Consider the following 18,153-nt stretch of genomic DNA (forward strand, 5'->3'; position numbering starts at 1 on the left):
TTTAATATTTGCCTAAAAAATTAAGTAATTACACCTAAACTATGAATTAGTTATAAAGTTAATTTCTATTCTGCCGATAATAGCTGAGTGATAAAAATAGAGAGCTTATACGGTATAAAATTTAACTTTAACCATAAAAGACCTCGTAATTAATATGGGTAAATATCGAATATGGCCAATTTAAAAAAAACCATAAAGAATATTATTGATGAAAAAATAATCAAAATGTTTTTTAAATGCCTGGTTAATAATAATGTCATACAAATAAAATATAATTGCTAAATCACCCTAATTAAAATTAGCACTTATTTAAATATTAAAAATATCTATATATTAATTAAATAATTGAAACATTAGACCAATTAAAAGCAAATAATCGGAATATTAAAAACAATGATTACTATAAATAACCCTAAGTTAGCAAATAATCACCAATAGCCTTTTCATTTAACATACTGATTTAAAATAATTTAAAACATCATTTTTTACATAAATTCACTATTTGCAACAAGTTATTAACTCCAGCAATATCTGCAATATTTATATAAAATATCATTTTAAATTAAAACTTAGAATAAAAAATCATATATATAATTAATATCGATATATAAACCACAATCACCCATCCTAAGTGTACCCATTTCAAGATATAATTTTTATATATAAAATGACTAACTTTCGCCCTCTGTTTAAATAAATGATTACACGTATAATGACAGGCTATCATTTTTGATATAAGTCAAATTATCTAAAATAAATAGAAAATAAAACATTAATCACTTTTAAAGTGATTACGTTTTGCTATTGATTTTTTAATTTCCTCTTACATCTAAGTAATTAAAAAATTGCTTTAATGATTAATTAAAATTTTTTATTAAATTAAAAATTTAATATTTTACTTATTTACCATCGTCATGAATAACAACTCTTCTCGGAGAAGAAAATGAATAATAAATTTGCATTATCTGCTGCCACAGCTCTTATTTTATCTGCAACACCAGCTTTATCAGCGGATAATGCGGCAGGTGGTGTAATTAACTTCAGCGGTGCAATTACTGATACAACTTGTACAATTAATGGTGGAAAAAGTGCAGATTTTACTGTTGCATTGAATCCTATTACTGCAGCTGATGCAGGTATTACTACAGGTCTGATTGATAAAAATAAAAAAACAATCGCGTTAACTTTTTCTGACTGCGCACCCGCAGCAAAAGCCATTGATACCCCATTAACCATTCATTTCTCATCTGCAGATAATATCTCTACTGACGGTAATTATTTGCAAAATACGACTGTAAATGAAAATGATGTATCTGTTGCGCGTAACGTCGGCTTTGCTATTGCAAAACCAGGTACTAAAACAGCAATTCCATTAAATAAACCCTTTGTAACTGATATCAAAGGCAGCGCGACTAACCCAGCTAAACCTGAGTCATTAGCCTTAGATATTTACTACTATAAAACCAATGCATTACCGGCAAAAGTAGGTAGCTTGAGTTCTAACGTAACTTACACAATTTCTTACCTGTAATGATTAATAGCCAAGTTAAATAACTAACTTGGCTATTTTTGAGCGAATGAATATGCGTATACTTATTTTACTTTCTTTAATATTTAGTGTTAATTCCGCATTTGCCAATATTGTGGTCAATGGCACTCGCGTTATTTATCCGGCGAGTAATAAAGAAACTATCGTACAATTAATTAATAACGGTAATGATCCCGCCTTGGTACAATCTTGGATTGATGATGGTGATATCAATTCAACGCCAGAAACTGCTAATGTGCCATTTTTACTTTCACCTCCAGTTATAAAGGTTTCAGGTAATGCAGGCCAGCAACTGCGAATTAAAAAATTACCCTCTTCATTGCCAACGGATAGAGAATCTATTTTTTATTTAAATGTTCTCGATATTCCCCCGACACCCGATAATTTACAGGGACAAAATACGATGCAGTTGGCTATTAAAACGCGTATTAAACTGTTTTATCGTCCAACTAACTTACAAAGTATTTCAGAGAATGCGATTTCAACCGTCGAAGCGAAAGTTGAAAATCAAGGATTTCGCCTCACGAATACAAGTCCGTTTTACATCACCATTGCCAATATCAATGACGACAAAGGCCAAAAAGTACTTTCTGAATCGTTAATGATCGCCCCATTTTCTAATGTATTTGCACCTGCAAAATCCCCCGTAAAGCAGGGTAAAACCTATAGTTTGCTATATGTTGATGATTTTGGTGCCTATAAAGATAAATCGATCGTTGCGCTGTAGCTTTATCGTAAAAAGAACAACAATCCCACCAGTTAGAGAACCTGTAATAATGAAGCAGTACGGCCATCATAAAAGCCTGTTGGCAATATGCCTACTTTTCGCAACATCACCGAGTTGGGGAGTTAATTTTGACACCTCATTGCTCGCAGGTGACTCTGCAAAGTCAGACTTAACTCGCTTTTATGAAGACCAAAATATGCCTGCTGGTATCCAAGAAATGGATATCTACGTCAATGATGACTGGAAAGGCCGTTATCCGTTCACCTTTACTGGCGATGACAAGAAAATATATCTTGAACAAAAAGAAGCCATGTTGCTCGGGGTATCTCTCCCTAAACTTGACACTGAGCAATATGACTACTCATTAGAACAAATTGTTCAGGGAGGAAGCTATAGTGTTGATGTTAGTACACTAAGTATTAAATTATCTGTACCACAAAGTTTCGTTTTACGTACCCAAGTCGGCTACGTGCCTCCTGAGTTTTGGGATAGCGGCGTACCCGCAATGATCTTTTCCTATAACACCACTTATTATAAAACGAAGAATAAAAATGGTGCTAAATTATCCAGTGATGACTTTTATAGTGGTTTAGAATCCGGTCTTAATATAGGTTCTTGGCAATTTCGAGATAACAGTACCGTCAGAAAGTACTCTGGTGAACAACTGAAATGGCAGAATAATACCCGCTATATTCGAAAATCATTACCGATGCAAAAATCCAATTTATTAGTGGGTGATTTCTATACACAAGGTAATTTATTCGATTCTATGCGGATCCGTGGTGTTTCGCTCGCCTCCGATATCAACATGCGTCCAAGCTCTCAACAAGGTTTCGCCCCTATAGTTAGAGGTGTCGCACAAACAAATGCGCTGATTAAAGTTCTACAAAATGGCAGTGTTATCTATCAAGAAAGTGTCCCTCCGGGGCAATTTACCCTTGATAATATTCAGCCTACAGGCTCCGCAGGTGACTTATTAGTCATTGTGCAAGAAGCCAATGGACAAGAACAATCCTTTACTGTCCCCTTTTCTGCCGTTCCGGGTATGTTAAAGGAGGGGGTCAGTAACTATGCATTATTTGCAGGAAAAGTGAATCAGGACGGAGGAAACTACACTCCTTCTTTTGTACAAGGTACTTTTGAGTATGGTTTTAATAATTTAATCACCGGATACATAGGCACTATCGCCAGTGAAAATTACCGAGCCTATTTAGTGGGTTCAGGTTGGAATCTCCCTATTGGGGCAGTTTCCGTTGATATTACCCATGCAGATACACAATTACTGAATGATTCGCAACATGGGCAAAGTATGCGTGTCTCTTATAGTAAATTTTTAGATACCACAGCCACTAACTTCACCTTAGCGGCCTATCGTTATTCAACTAAAGGCTATTATAGCTTTAATGATTCAATTCATGCTCACGATGGCTATCGCTCATACCAAGAATCTATTGATTTGTATAAAAAAAATCAAAAAAATAATCAAGAAACACCCGCAGTTGATCTTAATACTTGGGATTCCATGCGAGGCGCAAGACCCAAAAATACCTTCACCATCAATTTAAACCAACGACTACCAGAAAGCTGGGGCACATTTTATGTTTCAGGATCGCAACGTGATTATTGGGCAACCATACCTGCAACACGAGAATATCAACTCGGCTATGCCAATTCTTATGCACAGATGAGTTATTCATTGTCAGCAAGTCGTGTACGAGACGGACAAGGAAAAGAAGAAAATCGCTACTATTTGTCCCTAAGCTTGCCTATGTCGTTATTCGATAACAATATTTGGGTCAGTTCTGGTTTTACCGCCACCGACTCCGGTTACCAACAAAGTACCCTTTCATTAAGTGGAACCGCCCTTGAGGCAAATCGTCTTAATTATGCGTTTTCTGGTAGCAATCAGCAAAATGGACAAAATATGGCCAGTGCCAATGTCACCTATCGCGCTAATGTTTCCACTTTAGGGGGGTCATTAAGTGAGTCCAACGATTATCGTCAAACAGGTTTAAGTGCCCGAGGTAGCTTAGTGGCTATTCCTTGGAATGTGCTCATTTCTAATGAAGTAGGCAGCACCATGACCATTGTGAAAGCTCCTAAAGCTGAAGGGCTCATGATTAATGGCGACCAAAGTATTGTCACGAATAGTGAAGGACTCGCGTTAGTGCCTTATGCAACACCTTATCGAAAAAATGCCATCACGGTTACTAATACAGAAGAGACGCAAGGTGCTGAAGTCATTGGAAATATAGCCAATAGTGCCCCGCTAGAAGGCGCAGTTAGTGTCGTCAATTTTAAAACCGATACCCGTAAAAACTGGGTGAGTCGTGCATTGTTTTTTGATAACAAAGCACTCCCTTTTGGCTCAGAGATTTTGAGTATTGATGGGGAATCAATCGGCTATGTCGGACAATCTAGCGTGCTTTATTTGAAAGCCGAAAACTTCCCTAAAAAAGTCGTCGTCCAATTAGCTAATGGCAGTTGTACTATCAATGAATTGACTGAAAACCTTGATAGCTCACCCGCTATTTGCCAATAAAGAGATGTGAATAATGATTAAGAATATCCTATCTTTATGCTTATTTTTATTTAGTAGCCTGAGTTATGCTACTTGTTACAATAGTAATATTCGCTACGCACCGCCGATTAATGTGGATTTATCCGATAAGCTTTCCCCTGCAACTCCCGTATGGATAACCACAATTCCAACGCAATATGCAGGCAGTTTTAACTGTACGACTTATGAAAGCACCTTTGGCTATATTAAAATTCTAAGCACCAGTAGCCATGATGCGACTGTTTTAAGTTTTAATGAGGGCAAATATAATATTCGTGCAGAAATTACCAATAACATCCCGAATCTAACGATAAAAAAATGGGGTAGCTATTCTGCTGCCCAATTAAATGCCTCAATGACAATTAAATTTTCATTGGTCTCTCAAAAGGGAGAAAAAATACAAGGCAATACGGCTAACTTACGTGATGTTCTTATTGTGACTGATTTAAGCGGTTTAAGCTTCTTTGAAATATTACTTTGGCTACCCAAGCAAATTCTTAAAATTGCCTATTGGTTACTTAACGGTTTTCAATGGCCTTATGATCAACGCGATATGTATAGCCAACCAATGAATATCACTTATTCACCCAAAATGACGACCTGTTTATTTCAAAATGCAGGTTTAGTGGTTACATTACCGACTTTAGGACGTAATCAGGTCTTAAATGATACCCGAGCAGGCTACACACCATTTAGTTTAAATATGCGCTGCGAAAATTTGGGCAATAAAAATACCTCTGAACGTGATATTGATATCTTCTTATCCAGTAATAACTTGCTCAGTACTGATCGCACCGTTTTAATTGATAAATCACCAAATGCGGCTCAAGGAGTCGGTCTAAGATTAGTTAAAACCAGTGATAACCAACAGCCGGTGCTCATTTCAACCAATACCAATAGCCGTGGTAATGCCACATCGCTTTTTTATGTCAAAGCAGGTGGGCAATTAGAATCTAATTTTATGATCCCGATGGCGGCTTATTATTACCCATGGGCGCCGAAACAAGTTACTCAGGGTACAATCAAAACCACCGCCATCTTGAATGTAGTGTATCCATAAAATAAAAATAGGGCGCAATTGATATCTTCTTGCGCCCTATTTATATGACTTTGAATGGATTATTTACTTATTCGCATTGCCACCAAATGGCGGTTTCGCAAACCAAACCGTGATAATCAAAGCAATAAACACCCAACCACATAACCAGAAGATTTCGTTTGCCGCAATAATCAACCCTTGGCTAGTTATCTGCTGCGCAATAAATCCAGAAGTTTGCTCTGATGTCATTCCATGTGCGGCTATTTCTTGATACATCTGTAATGACTCCGGATTATAATCTGTTATATAATCAGTTAGTTGGCTATGATGCACCGCTTCCCTATCACTCCACATCGTTGTAGTAATCGATGTACCAATTGAACCAGCTAAAGTACGGAAAAAATTGGCCAAACTTGATGCCGATGCTAATTTTTCTGGTGGTAAGCCCGATAATGTTAACGTAGTTAATGGCATAAAGAAGCAGGCAACCGCCATACCTTGTACCAATTGAGGCCAAACTACCGCAGAGAAGCCCATACTCGGCTCAAATGTATATGCACGCCAAAAGAAGCAGATTGCATAAAATACAAAGCTAAAGGTGACTATCCAGCGGATATCAAGAAAATCTGATAACTTAGCGACTGGTGCTGAAAATAATACGGGCAATAAACCAATTGGCGCTAGCGCCAGTCCAGCCCAGGTTGCCGTGTAGCCATATACCTCCTGTAACAGTTGAGGTAGTAAGACAATCGCGCCAAAATAGGCCATGTACGCCAAACTGACCGAAATGGTTCCGATGGTAAAATTTCTCGACTTAAATAACGAAAGTTCTACGATTGGGTTTTTATCAGTCAGTTCCCAAATGACAAGGAAAACTAACGCAACTGCTGAAAATACAGCTAAAATTACGATTTCTTTAGATGCTAACCAACCTAACTCTTTGCCTTTGTCTAGCAACACTTGAAGGCAACCCACACCGACAGAAAGTAGCGCCAAGCCAATCACATTGAATGGCACTTTGACCACTTTTGATTCCATACCTTTGAATATTATTGTGCTCACAATAATAACGAAAATACCTAAAGGCACGTTCATAAAGAAAATCCAGCCCCAATGGAAGTTATCGCTAATATAACCCCCAAAAATAGGACCAAACACGGGTGCTAAAATAATCGTCATCGACCAAAATGCTAAAGCCATATTTTGCATTTTCGGCGGGTAACAACGCATTATTAAGCTTTGGGAAAGTGGGATCACCGGCCCTGCTACCGCGCCTTGCAACACGCGATACATAATAAGCATACCCAAACTATCGGAAAACCCGCACAACAGAGAAAAGATGGTAAATAACCCCGTTGCCCATAAGAAAACACGAATTTCACCAAATCGTTTCGCAAGATAGCCTGAGATAGCAATAGAAATGGCGTTTGATACCCCAAATGACGTGATAACCCACGTTCCTTGAGATACCGAAACCCCCAAGTTCCCTGCAATTGTCGGAATAGCAACGTTTGCAATTGTCGAATCTAACACTTGCATAAACGTCGCCAAGGACAATGCAATTGTTGCCCAAACTAGCTTTGTGCCCTTTAGTGGTTGAATATCTGCCACAGCCACTCCTTTCGGGCTAATCCGCGTTATCGTTAATGATGGTATCGATAATCTGATCGACATCGTTCAATTTCAGCACCAATACATCACTTTCAAAAGCGGGTGCCGTTCGTTGAACTTCAGCCAAAACAGGGCCGTTGAGATCTTTAATATCAATCGTCACATTCATCGATAAACCAATACGCAACGGATGTTTCGCGACTTGCGCTGGGTCTAATTCAACACGAACAGGGAGACGCTGAACCACTTTAATCCAGTTGCCCGTCGCATTTTGAGCAGGCAATAGCGAAAACGCACTGCCCGTTCCCATATCTAGCCCAACAACAGTCCCGTTATAAACAATATCATCACCATAGAAATCACTGTTTATCGTCACTGGCTGACCAATCCGGACTTTTTCTAACTGAGTTTCTTTAAAATTGGCATCAACCCAAACTGGCTGAATAGGAACAATCGCCATTAATGAGCTTTGAGAGCTAACTTGTGAACCCACTTGGACGTTCCGGCGGGAGACATAACCTGTCATTGGGCTCTTAATTTCAGTACGTTGCAAGTTAATCCATGCGCTGCGAACACTATCTGCTGCCTGCTGTATTGCTGGCTGTTTTTTCAATTCCGTATTGCGTAATAGCGCTCGGTTGGCATTATATTGCTGAATTGAAATCTCCAGCGCAGCTTGAGCCAATTGCACAGCCTCTTGGGAGTGTTGCAAATCTTCTTTAGAAATAGTACCACTACGCCCTAACGCAATACGTCGCTGATTATCTTTTTGCGCTTGCGCAAGGGATACGCGATTCTTTTGAATTTGAGCCTGATATTCGTCGCCATTGATATACAGCTCTTTCGTCTTGCGCACCGTGGTGGCGAGATCGTGTTTTGCTTGTTCAAAAGTCAACGTCGCATTGGTTTTATCTAAGACAACGAGCACATCACCCGCCTTCACTAAGTCTGTATTTTCAAAATTGACTTGAGTGACATTACCCGTTGTTTGCGCAATGATCGGGATTTGTAATCCAGCAACATATGCATCATCGGTATATTCTTGAAAGCGCAAGACTAAAAACCAATAAACGCCATAGGCGACAAATAAAAGAATGATAATAATTGAAGCAAATACCATCCATATTTTTCTTCGTTTTTCATTTGTCGTTTTTTGATTAGATTCATCTGTATTTTTTGGTTGGTCCATAATAACTCTCAACGTCGAAATTAATTATTCATTCTATCTGTTATATTTACGAACTCTCTGCCATAAAGCAATAGGGAACTGTTTTTAAATAACATAAAAATAGAATAGAACAATAATATGATATCTTTTATATCAGTTTTATCAGCTACTGAACTTATCTAATAACTTAGCAACTCAAATTAATATATATAAATAACATAGAGTTAAATCATCAATGTAAGGTCAATGTTAAATAAAATGAAGGCTATATCTAAATATGATATTAACTATACCATAATGATAATAAGTGTAATTGAATACACTTAAGGTTAATGGCTTTATAGAGCACATCTTAATATGATTAGATGATGAAATTCAATTTACGAGTAAATGATTTCATAATATAAAAAACTATGGACTCATTTTTCACATCATTATTTGACTAAATATCCAAAGATATATTAAAACATAGTCGAAATGAATAATTATAAACGTAGATCATTGACTGCATCTGTATACAGTCAATGAATTCATAACGCAGTAATAAATGCAATCAGTCCAAATATAACCCCAGGAACATTCGCGAAGGTAATTGGCTTATTCTTTAACTTTATTCCATACCAGAGCCATAGAGCACAGTTAAGTGAAGCAACCGCCGCTTGCATTGGATGGGTTTTATTTCCCTCAAGATTCCCTAGAATTTGTGGAATATAGGCCACATACATACTAAATGCAGTCAAGGTCGCAGCCCATCCAAGATAACTGATATATTTTGGCATATTTTCTGATGACAATTTTTACCTCCTCAATAAACTAATGACGATAGCTCGAACGACCTATAAAAATAGAAGTCATCACGATAGCCAATAAAACCGCAACTGCCGCCGCTAAATAGATACCTCGATAATGAATATAAGCCACCGTCATACCCGCGAGTGGGCCAGTTATCCCATAGGCAATATCTTGAAAAGCGGAATATCCACCTAGTGCCGTACCTCGCATTTGAGGCTCAACGGTTTTCACAACTTCCTTACCAATTGCAGGATAGATAAGTGAACATCCCATCCCCGTCAGTGCCGCACCCACTAGTGCCACGCTAAATTCAGGCGCAAAACCGAGCACTACTAACCCAACACACTCGATTGATAAAGAAATCTGCGCAATTCGATAACCGTTGAATTTATCGGGTAAGCCGCCAAAAAAGATACGTACCAAAACAAACGCGCAACCAAATGCTGTGAGGGCTAGCCCTGCATTTCCCCATTGATTAGATGCAAAATAGAGTGAGATAAAAGTACTGATCACAGCAAAGCCAATGCCTTGTAGCGCCAATATAGCGCCCATTTTCCAAATTTTGCGCAAGATAGACCAAAACGACACCCAACGTCCTTGCAAAGGTAAAACTGCTTTTACCGTGCCGCTTATCAGTAATGAAATACAAGGTAGTAACATAATGACACCACCAAGTGCTGCAAAGCCAAGATGTTGATAAATCATCAACCCTAATGGTGCCCCGACAGCAAGAGAGCCATAAATAGCCATTCCATTCCAAGACATTACTTTTCCTGCGTGTTCAGCGCCCGCAAGCCGCATCCCCCACGTTAAATTCCCTGTCAATAATTGACTTTCCCCTAAACCCAACACTAAACGCCCCATAATCAAGAGTGAAATTTGGCAGGCTGGCCCAAGGGGTAAAATAACAGCGAGCAAACAAAACAGACCAGATAAACCACAAGCTAACATGCCCTGTAATGTGGTTCTTTTGGCACCTTGTTGATCAGCTAAGCGCCCCGCATAACCGCGAGTCAGTACCGTGGCTAAGAATTGAATACCGACCACGACACCCACCCAAATATCGTTATAGCCAAGTTCTTGATAGATAAATAGTGGAATAACAGCTAAGGGAAGGCCAACCGTCATATACGAAAAAAACATAGACGTGGCAAGGCGTAATAGCGGCCATTGTGAGCGAGTTGGGGATGTATTCATGATGAAAGGTGCCTTACTCATCAATACTGATTTGGACACCTTGAAACTAGATTAATGAATTAAAAATGTCAATAATACTGGTTTTGAAATTTTTGTTTTGCCTCTAATGTAGCAATTTTTCATTAATATGATTGATTATTATTAATTTAACTTAAACATTATTAATTGCAGTAAATTTAACTAATAGATTAGTGCTACAGAAATAATTTCTAGGGAATAAAAAGTTCACATGGTACATATAGAAATCACTAATAATCTAAATTTAGCGTTCAATGATACGATTAAATAATAGCTTTTGTATATCTTGTCGTTGATGCAAAATAGCATGAACAGTAACAACATTGCCTTTGTTTTCATAGGAATAAAGAAGAGTGTAATTTTCAGGCGATATATATCCCCTATATTTAGTTACACCTATTTCCTGTAAATATACATGTACTCCACAACATTCAGGAAAAGAATTCAGATGCCGTTCAAACCTATCAAGAATAGTATTAACTAATTTTTTATCCAATCCTTGGTCTTTTATAATACTTAAAAATGTTTCCGTGTACTTAAAATTAATTATCATCCTACAGCTCCAATTTACAGATTATCCAATAACTGGCTACGCGAGTAGAGCTTTCCTTCTTTGCTATCTTTTTCTGAAATAGATAAGAGCTTAAGTAAAGCAATAGTATCATCTCTCTTTTTTCTATCTTCATATGACTCAATGACATAAGCTGGCACACCATTTTGAGTAACCAAAATTGGCTCAGAAAGTTCAAGTGCAGCGGCATGTTTTTTAATATAACTAATCGTTTCAATTTTCATTAAGAATTCCTACATGCATTTTCAGGTAACTAGACCAAATATAGTCTATAGGTGGACTAAAAGTCAATTTACTTCCCAATCAATAAAGAAACAATAGTAAAAAGCCAGCCATTTATATGACTGGCCTCTTTTTACCACTCTTTAACATCTCTATCAGTTTGCGTGACAGAAGTCAGTTTGGCTAATAGAGGTAGTATTTTTTGTTTTAAATCATCCATTAAACTGTAAATTACGGGAACAAAAAGTAAGCTCAATATCGTGGAACTAATCAGCCCACCAATAACCGCGATGGCCATCGGCGCTCTAAAGCTAGCATCTGCCCCTGTCGTCAACACTAACGGCACCATACCGGCAATCATCGCAAACGTGGTCATAATTATCGGGCGAATACGTTCCTGTCCTGCCTCTAAAATAGCCGTTTCGCGATCAAGACCTGAGCGCTCTTTTTCAAGGATAAACTCCACCAGCAAAATTGAGTTTTTCGTCACAATCCCCATAAGCATTAAAATACCGATGATAACGGGTAAATCTATCATCGCACCATAAAGAACCAGTGCGATAATCGCGCCACCGATAGAAAACGGCAGAGCCACTAAAATCGTAATCGGCTGCATAAAATCTTTAAACAGCACAATTAAGATGGCAAAAACTAGCAAAATACTTAATACCATCGTAGTGCCAAAGCGTTCAAACATATCGGTCATATATTCCATATCGCCGTATTCGACCTGTGAAACACTATGGGGTAATTGTTGATACTCAGGTAATTGCATCACACTCTCAATGGCTTCCCCTAAAGTAATACCCTCTAAATTAGCTTCAATCACCATTTTACGTTGGCGATTAATTCGCTCAATCTGTGAAGGCCCATCACTAGAGTCAATTTTCGCCACCGATTTGATAGGGATACTTTGTTCTCCCGCGCTTTTCACATATAAATTATTCAATACCTCAATATCATTTTGTTGATTTTGAGGAAGAATAACCTGCAATGCTAATTGCCTATCCGGTAAATTAAATTTGGCACTGCGAGAACTGGCTTCTCCCATCGTAGCAATGCGTAGTGTCGTGGAAATATCATCCACATTCCCCCCTGTTCGCCCTAAATCAACCAAGTTTGGCGTAACAAGTAACTCTTTACGCAATAACGGTTTCACCACCTGCACGTTTTTAAATCCAGCAGTTTTGGCAATCCCATTGCGCAATGCTTGAATCGCTTTTTCAAGCTCTTCAGGGTCGGTGCCGGTAAATACCAACGAAAACTCTTTGCTGCCATTACTGTTACTAAAGCTATAACGCGCATCAGTTTTTTGGCTCAACCACGGTGACACTGATTGTTCAAATTGCTTTTGTGATAACTCACGCTCACTTGGCTCCGTTAGTGTTAAAATCATTTCCCCCTTGTGTTGAGCAACACCCTCTGAATCATCCGCTATGCCTGCAATGGTATAAACGGATAAAATTTCAGGCCTATCTTTTAATTTCTCAGCAATTTCATTAATTTTTTGCTGAGTTTGCTCAACAGGTGTGCCTGGCGATAACTCTATATTTATCTGGCTTACACTAATATCACCATCAGGCATAAAACCAACGGGTAAGAAGCTGGTGATCCCAACGGAACCAATTAAAAACACCCCAGCAACAGATAAAGCTAATTTACGATGTTTCAAGGTTGCTGATAAAAATCGGGTATATCGCACAATCCAATTGGCAACCTTCACCCCTTCATGTTGCTGTTTTTGTGGTAATAAAACATAAGCTGCCATCAACGGTGTCACAAGGCGAGCAACCAATAATGATGATAATACTGCCGCAGAAACCGTGACACCAAAGGGCACAAAATATTGCCCCACAAAACCACCAATAAAGCTCACTGGTAAAAAGACGGCCACAATCGTCAATGTAATGGCAACAATCGCAAATCCTATCGCATCAGAGGCTTTTAGTGACGCCAGATAAGGGCGCTCTCCGCGCTCAATATATTTTTGAATATTTTCAATTTCAACAATGGCATCATCGACTAAAATACCAATCACCAAGGTCAATGCCAGTAATGTAATGCTGTTTAGGCTGTAATCAAACAGAGCCAAAATAAAGAACGTCGGCAAAATAGACAATGGTAAAGCAATCGCTGCTACTAACGTTGCTCGCCAGCTTTTTAAGAAAAAGAAAACGATAACAACGGTTAAAAATGCCCCTTCGAATAAGGTTTGAATGGTTAAATTAAAACTTGATTCGGTATATTTGACGGTCGATGAAATTAAGCTAATTTTGACCGCGGGATTCGCCGCTTGCAATTTGGCAAGCGCCTGTTTTACCCCTTCAGCCACTTGCGTATCACTGGAACCTTTCGCTCTAAAAACCGCAAATCCCACCACCTCTTCACCATCAAACTGTGAAATGGATTTCACATTTTTATAGCCATCGTACACATTTGCAATTTCACCTAATTTGACAGATTGTTGGTTATCCATCGGTAACATCACATTGGCGATATCATCCACAGCATGCTTTTCACCCAGAACACGGATTGTGTGCTGTAAGGTATTGTATTTAGTACTACCTCCTGCGGAATTTTGATGTACATTGCGCAGTAATTCATTAATAGTCGCGATTGATATCTGCATTGCAGCCAATTTTTGAGCATCCGGTTCGACACGAATAACGCGCTCAACGCCGCCTAATCGACTCACTTTCTGCACACCCGGTACCGCCACTAGCTGCTTACTGACGGTGTCATCCACGAACCATGATAAATCAGCGATAGATTCGGTATCAGAAGAAACTGCATAACGTAAAATTGCGCCGCCTTCCACATCAATTCGGTTGATGAGCGGCTCATCAATTGTTTGAGGCAGCTCTGCTCTAATTTGTCCTATCTGCTCGCGCACATCATTAGTCGCCACATGAGCGTTCACGTTAAGGTTAAACTCAATGGTTGTTGATGATGACCCCTCGGTTATTGATGATGAAATGTGGCGAATACCCGGAATACCCGATACCGCACGTTCAACTCGCTTGGTGACTGCATTTTCTAGCTCCGTTGGCGATGAACCATCTTGCGTCACCGTCACAGTAACAATCGGAAAAGTAATTACCGGATTCGCCGTCACCGGTAAGGTATTGAATGAAAATATTCCGGCAATCGTTAACACCAAAAAAATCACAATAGTAGGAATGGGTCTGGTGATGGCCCAAGATGATAACTGTAATTTCATTGGCTATCCTTCACTGCAATAACAATGTCATCCTGCGACAAAAACGCTTGTGCATAAGTTACAACGTCTAAATTTGTCGCTAAAGGACTGAGAATTTCCACTCGGCCATTTTGTATTTTCCCCGTTTGTACCTTTTGTTTTGTCACAACCCCTTCGGTCACGGTGAAAACGAAACGCTCACCATTTGTTTCAGTTCTAATGGCGCTATATGGCAAAGTAAGTTGTTCCTCGGGTGAATTGGCGTAAACCAGCGTCGCAATTTCCCCTATACGGATACCGTTGGGCGCCTCGTTCAAGGCGACTCGCATTTTACCTAATTGTGTTAATGACGCTATTTTCGGCGATAAATAACGTAATTTACCCAAAAGTTGCTTATTTTCAGATAATTGAATAACAACGGGATTTGAACCTCGAATTCGCGCTAATTCCGATGAATGAGCCGCGGCTTCAAATTCAATTTCATTATTTTCAATTAATTTAAACAGCAACGCATTATCAGATAGCGTGCCGTTCATCGCGTAACGCTCACTGATCACCCCTGAAACGGGGGCGATAATCTTTGATTTATCTTCTTGGCTCTGTTCACGCATTAATTGTGCTTGTAGTTGACGCAACTCAGCCCGACTCGCCTCGAGCAAGGCTTGCTGTGATAGCGCTTCTGATTTCGCTTTACCGAATTCATTCGCGGAAATTACCCCTGTTTTAGCCAGTGGCATGAGGCGCTGTAACTCTTTTTGTGACTGTGCCGTTAGAGCTTGTTGCTGCTTAATGTAAGCGGTCGCTTTCTCTGTTTCCGCTTGTAATTGCTTCACCGCCGCACTTTGAAGTGGTGACTCAAGCGTAGCGAGCAACTGCCCTTTCTCAACCCATTCACCTTCTTCAACAAAAACTGCTGTCACCCTTTGTTGCTGTAATGGCGATCCGATAGAAACCTCATTTTTAGCCACAAACTTTCCCGGAATGTTGACAACATCAATCGCCATAGTTTGTTGTGGATTAGTCACACTCAAGCGCATCGCCTCTGCGCACGCCAGTGTGGGTGCGATTAACACCAATAATCCTGCGATCATCAAAAATATACTTCTCATTAGCCTTTAAGTTCCCCGAGTAGATAGCAGAGCTAATGTAAGTTCACATTGTGGGAAACTCCATAAACCAAAGTTAAACCTTAATTTTCCATTAAGGTTGGCACGCTTCACAAAGCTAGATGCATTTTTATGTCTGAGATCAAATCCTGACCATAAATTAGTTAGGCAATTATTTATTTCTTACTTACTTCAATGGTATTATCGATAAAGAATATGATTATTATTATCATTTATATTTATTGTTTCAATTTACCGGGGTCTAGGAATAATTATGTCTAAGCCATACCACTACACGCTTCTTGCCGCAGGTGTTTGCACGGCACTCTCTTCTTTTGGCGCTACTGCCGCAGAAAACTCAGATACCATGGTCGTCAGTGCATCGGGCTATTCACAGCAATTACGTGATGCCCCTGCGAGTGTGACTGTAATTACTGCTGAACAATTACAAAACAAACCGGTACGCGATTTAGCCGATGCGGTTAAAGATGTTGAAGGTGTCAGTATTGTAGGTGCAGCCAATAAACAAGATATTAATATTCGTGGCTTGCCCGGCGAATACACCTTAATACTCGTGGATGGTCGTCGTCAAAATAGCCGTGAATCTCGCCCGAATGGCAGCGGTGGTTTTGAAGCAGGCTTTATGCCGCCTGTTGAAGCAATTGAACGTATTGAAGTGATCCGTGGTCCTATGTCTTCCCTGTATGGTTCTGATGCCATGGGCGGCGTTATCAATATCATCACCAAGAAAGTCACTAATGAGTGGCACGGCAGTCTATCGACTGGCGCTATTGTGCAAGAAAACAGTGATAGCGGTAACTCAACAGATGGTAATTTCTATCTATCTGGACCATTAATGCAAGATAAATTAGGTTTGCAATTATATGGCGGCGGCGATTATCGCCAAGAAGATAAGATTACAGAAGGGCATAATAAAAAGGATAATAAAAGCTTAACGGCAAAACTAACCTTTACCCCTTGGGATAACCAAACTTTCTTATTTGAAGCAGGCAGAACCACTCAAGAAAGAACTTCAACGCCGGGTAAATCTCTCGCTGAATATGAAATTCGTGGTACCTCCAAAAAAGCCAATACCAAAACAGAACTTCATAATGATCGAAACCATTTAGCACTAACATATAAAGGTGATTGGGATTCATTCAACACTGAGTTGAGCGTTTATCAAGAACAAACAAAGCGCTCAACTAAATCTGAAAGACAAGAAACCAAAACAAGCCCATTAGTTTATAGTTATGAGCCTCGCGTTCCTGAAATTACCAATACTGTAGTTGATGGGAAAGTGGTTGCCTTTCTACCTGACAATATTCTCTCTGTAGGGGGGCAATTCCAACACGCTAAATTGAAAGATAGCTCTTCCACAGGTAAAACAACCACAGAAAATGCAAAACTTAGCGCTGAACAATATGCATTATTTGTTGAAAATGAGTTTACAGCAACAGATGACCTTATTTTAACGGGTGGTCTACGTTTAGATCACCATGAGACTTATGGTAATCACTGGAACCCGAGAGGCTATGCAGTTTATTATTTAACTGATGAAATCACCATTAAAGGCGGTGTATCACAAGCTTTCCGTGCACCAACCTTGCGTGAAGTCAGTTCAGGTTACGGTACCTCAACTGAGGGCGGTAATGGGATTATCTACGGTAATCCTGATTTAAAACCAGAAAAAAGCCTCAGTGAAGAAATCAGTATTGCCTATAACCATGAATCCGGTTTTGATGCTAGCTTAACTTTCTTTAATACCGATTTTAAAAACAAATTAACTAGCTACTATACTGGCGACGCAGACCCTATTACCAATCTAAACTTATATACCTATGACAACGTCGGTAAAGCCAATATCAAAGGGGTTGAGGTCGCAACAGGAATTCCTCTAGCCCAAGATTGGAAATTGAGTTTAAATTACACCTATACTGATTCAGAGCGTAAAAGTGATGATGAAAAGCTAAGTAGTGGTCAATCACTCAAAGGCTATGCATTGGATAAAACGCCAAAGCATCTGGCAAATGCTAAGTTAGATTGGAATTATAGCGAAGACCTCACTTTATATACCCGTGCACACTATGAAGGTAAACAAGTTTGGGCCTCCCAGCGTAATGGCTACACAGCACCACGCTACCGTAGTGGCTATACCACCATGGATGTCGGAGCCACTTATCAATTACTGAAAAATACTAAGCTAAATTTAGCAGTATTAAATATCGGTAATGAAAAAGGGCCTAAAATTGATAAAAATGGCGGCAACTGGGATGTAGAAGATGGTCGCCGTTATTGGGCGAACGTGAATTTCACCTTCTAATTGATTACCTTGTTAATTTTTGCAGGCTACCTATTACATTAAAAGCCATTCGAGTTGCATGTAGGCAACAA

General features: G+C 39.2%; 13 protein-coding genes. 5 read left to right on the forward strand and 8 right to left on the reverse strand.

Annotation, left to right across the window (positions count from 1 at the left end):
* Positions 1–943: 943 nt before the first annotated feature.
* Genes ACTH6U_RS06235 through ACTH6U_RS06250 form a run of 4 tightly spaced genes read left to right on the forward strand, consistent with a single transcriptional unit; the run spans position 944 to position 5,896 of the window.
* A complete protein-coding gene (locus ACTH6U_RS06235; RefSeq protein ID WP_294107079.1) occupies positions 944–1,531 on the forward strand; it encodes a fimbrial protein in 588 nt (195 codons plus the stop codon).
* 52 nt (positions 1,532–1,583) lie between these two features.
* Entirely contained in the window at positions 1,584–2,276 is a 693-nt protein-coding gene (locus tag ACTH6U_RS06240; RefSeq protein WP_294107078.1) for a fimbrial biogenesis chaperone, read from the forward strand.
* Positions 2,277–2,325: 49 nt separating this feature from the next.
* The gene (locus ACTH6U_RS06245; RefSeq protein ID WP_441831827.1) at positions 2,326–4,818 is read left to right on the forward strand and encodes a fimbria/pilus outer membrane usher protein; all 2,493 of its coding nucleotides are present in this window, start codon (positions 2,326–2,328) and stop codon (positions 4,816–4,818) included.
* Between the two features lie 13 nt (positions 4,819–4,831).
* Positions 4,832–5,896, forward strand: coding sequence for a fimbrial protein (locus ACTH6U_RS06250; protein ID WP_294107076.1), 1,065 nt, complete (start codon positions 4,832–4,834; stop codon positions 5,894–5,896).
* Positions 5,897–5,959: 63 nt separating this feature from the next.
* Here the strand turns inward: ACTH6U_RS06250 and ACTH6U_RS06255 are convergent, their stop codons facing one another.
* From ACTH6U_RS06255 to ACTH6U_RS06290, 8 genes are all read right to left on the reverse strand, one after another.
* Positions 5,960–7,486 (reverse strand): DHA2 family efflux MFS transporter permease subunit, encoded by a 1,527-nt coding sequence (locus ACTH6U_RS06255; RefSeq protein WP_441831828.1) that lies wholly within the window; start codon positions 7,484–7,486, stop codon positions 5,960–5,962.
* 16 nt (positions 7,487–7,502) lie between these two features.
* Positions 7,503–8,675 carry a multidrug efflux MFS transporter periplasmic adaptor subunit EmrA gene (emrA, locus tag ACTH6U_RS06260; RefSeq protein WP_294107074.1) on the reverse strand — a complete coding sequence of 391 codons (1,173 nt, stop codon included), beginning with the start codon at positions 8,673–8,675 and terminating at the stop codon, positions 7,503–7,505.
* A gap of 509 nt (positions 8,676–9,184) precedes the next feature.
* Positions 9,185–9,448 (reverse strand): SemiSWEET family transporter, encoded by a 264-nt coding sequence (locus ACTH6U_RS06265; protein WP_336430690.1) that lies wholly within the window; start codon positions 9,446–9,448, stop codon positions 9,185–9,187.
* Positions 9,449–9,467: 19 nt separating this feature from the next.
* The gene (locus ACTH6U_RS06270; RefSeq protein ID WP_294107072.1) at positions 9,468–10,643 is read right to left on the reverse strand and encodes an MFS transporter; all 1,176 of its coding nucleotides are present in this window, start codon (positions 10,641–10,643) and stop codon (positions 9,468–9,470) included.
* Positions 10,644–10,905: 262 nt separating this feature from the next.
* Positions 10,906–11,214: a type II toxin-antitoxin system RelE/ParE family toxin gene (locus ACTH6U_RS06275; RefSeq protein WP_294107071.1), complete on the reverse strand. Its 309-nt coding sequence runs from the start codon at positions 11,212–11,214 to the stop codon at positions 10,906–10,908.
* A 14-nt stretch (positions 11,215–11,228) separates the two neighbouring features.
* Complete coding sequence (locus tag ACTH6U_RS06280; protein ID WP_294107070.1) at positions 11,229–11,456, reverse strand: type II toxin-antitoxin system Phd/YefM family antitoxin; 228 nt, start codon at positions 11,454–11,456, stop codon at positions 11,229–11,231.
* A 131-nt stretch (positions 11,457–11,587) separates the two neighbouring features.
* The gene (locus ACTH6U_RS06285) at positions 11,588–14,674 is read right to left on the reverse strand and encodes an efflux RND transporter permease subunit (RefSeq protein WP_441831829.1); all 3,087 of its coding nucleotides are present in this window, start codon (positions 14,672–14,674) and stop codon (positions 11,588–11,590) included.
* Positions 14,671–15,762, reverse strand: coding sequence for an efflux RND transporter periplasmic adaptor subunit (locus ACTH6U_RS06290; RefSeq protein ID WP_441831830.1), 1,092 nt, complete (start codon positions 15,760–15,762; stop codon positions 14,671–14,673). The genes ACTH6U_RS06285 and ACTH6U_RS06290 overlap by 4 nt, the downstream gene beginning before the upstream one ends.
* Before the next feature lie 271 nt (positions 15,763–16,033).
* On the opposite strand from ACTH6U_RS06290, the gene ACTH6U_RS06295 reads away from it, so the two are divergent.
* Positions 16,034–18,082 carry a TonB-dependent receptor domain-containing protein gene (locus tag ACTH6U_RS06295; protein ID WP_441831831.1) on the forward strand — a complete coding sequence of 683 codons (2,049 nt, stop codon included), beginning with the start codon at positions 16,034–16,036 and terminating at the stop codon, positions 18,080–18,082.
* The last annotated feature ends 71 nt before the right edge of the window (positions 18,083–18,153 follow it).

The organism is Providencia sp. (assembly GCF_052096715.1).
In the GTDB taxonomy this organism is placed as follows: Bacteria; Pseudomonadota; Gammaproteobacteria; order Enterobacterales; family Enterobacteriaceae; genus Providencia.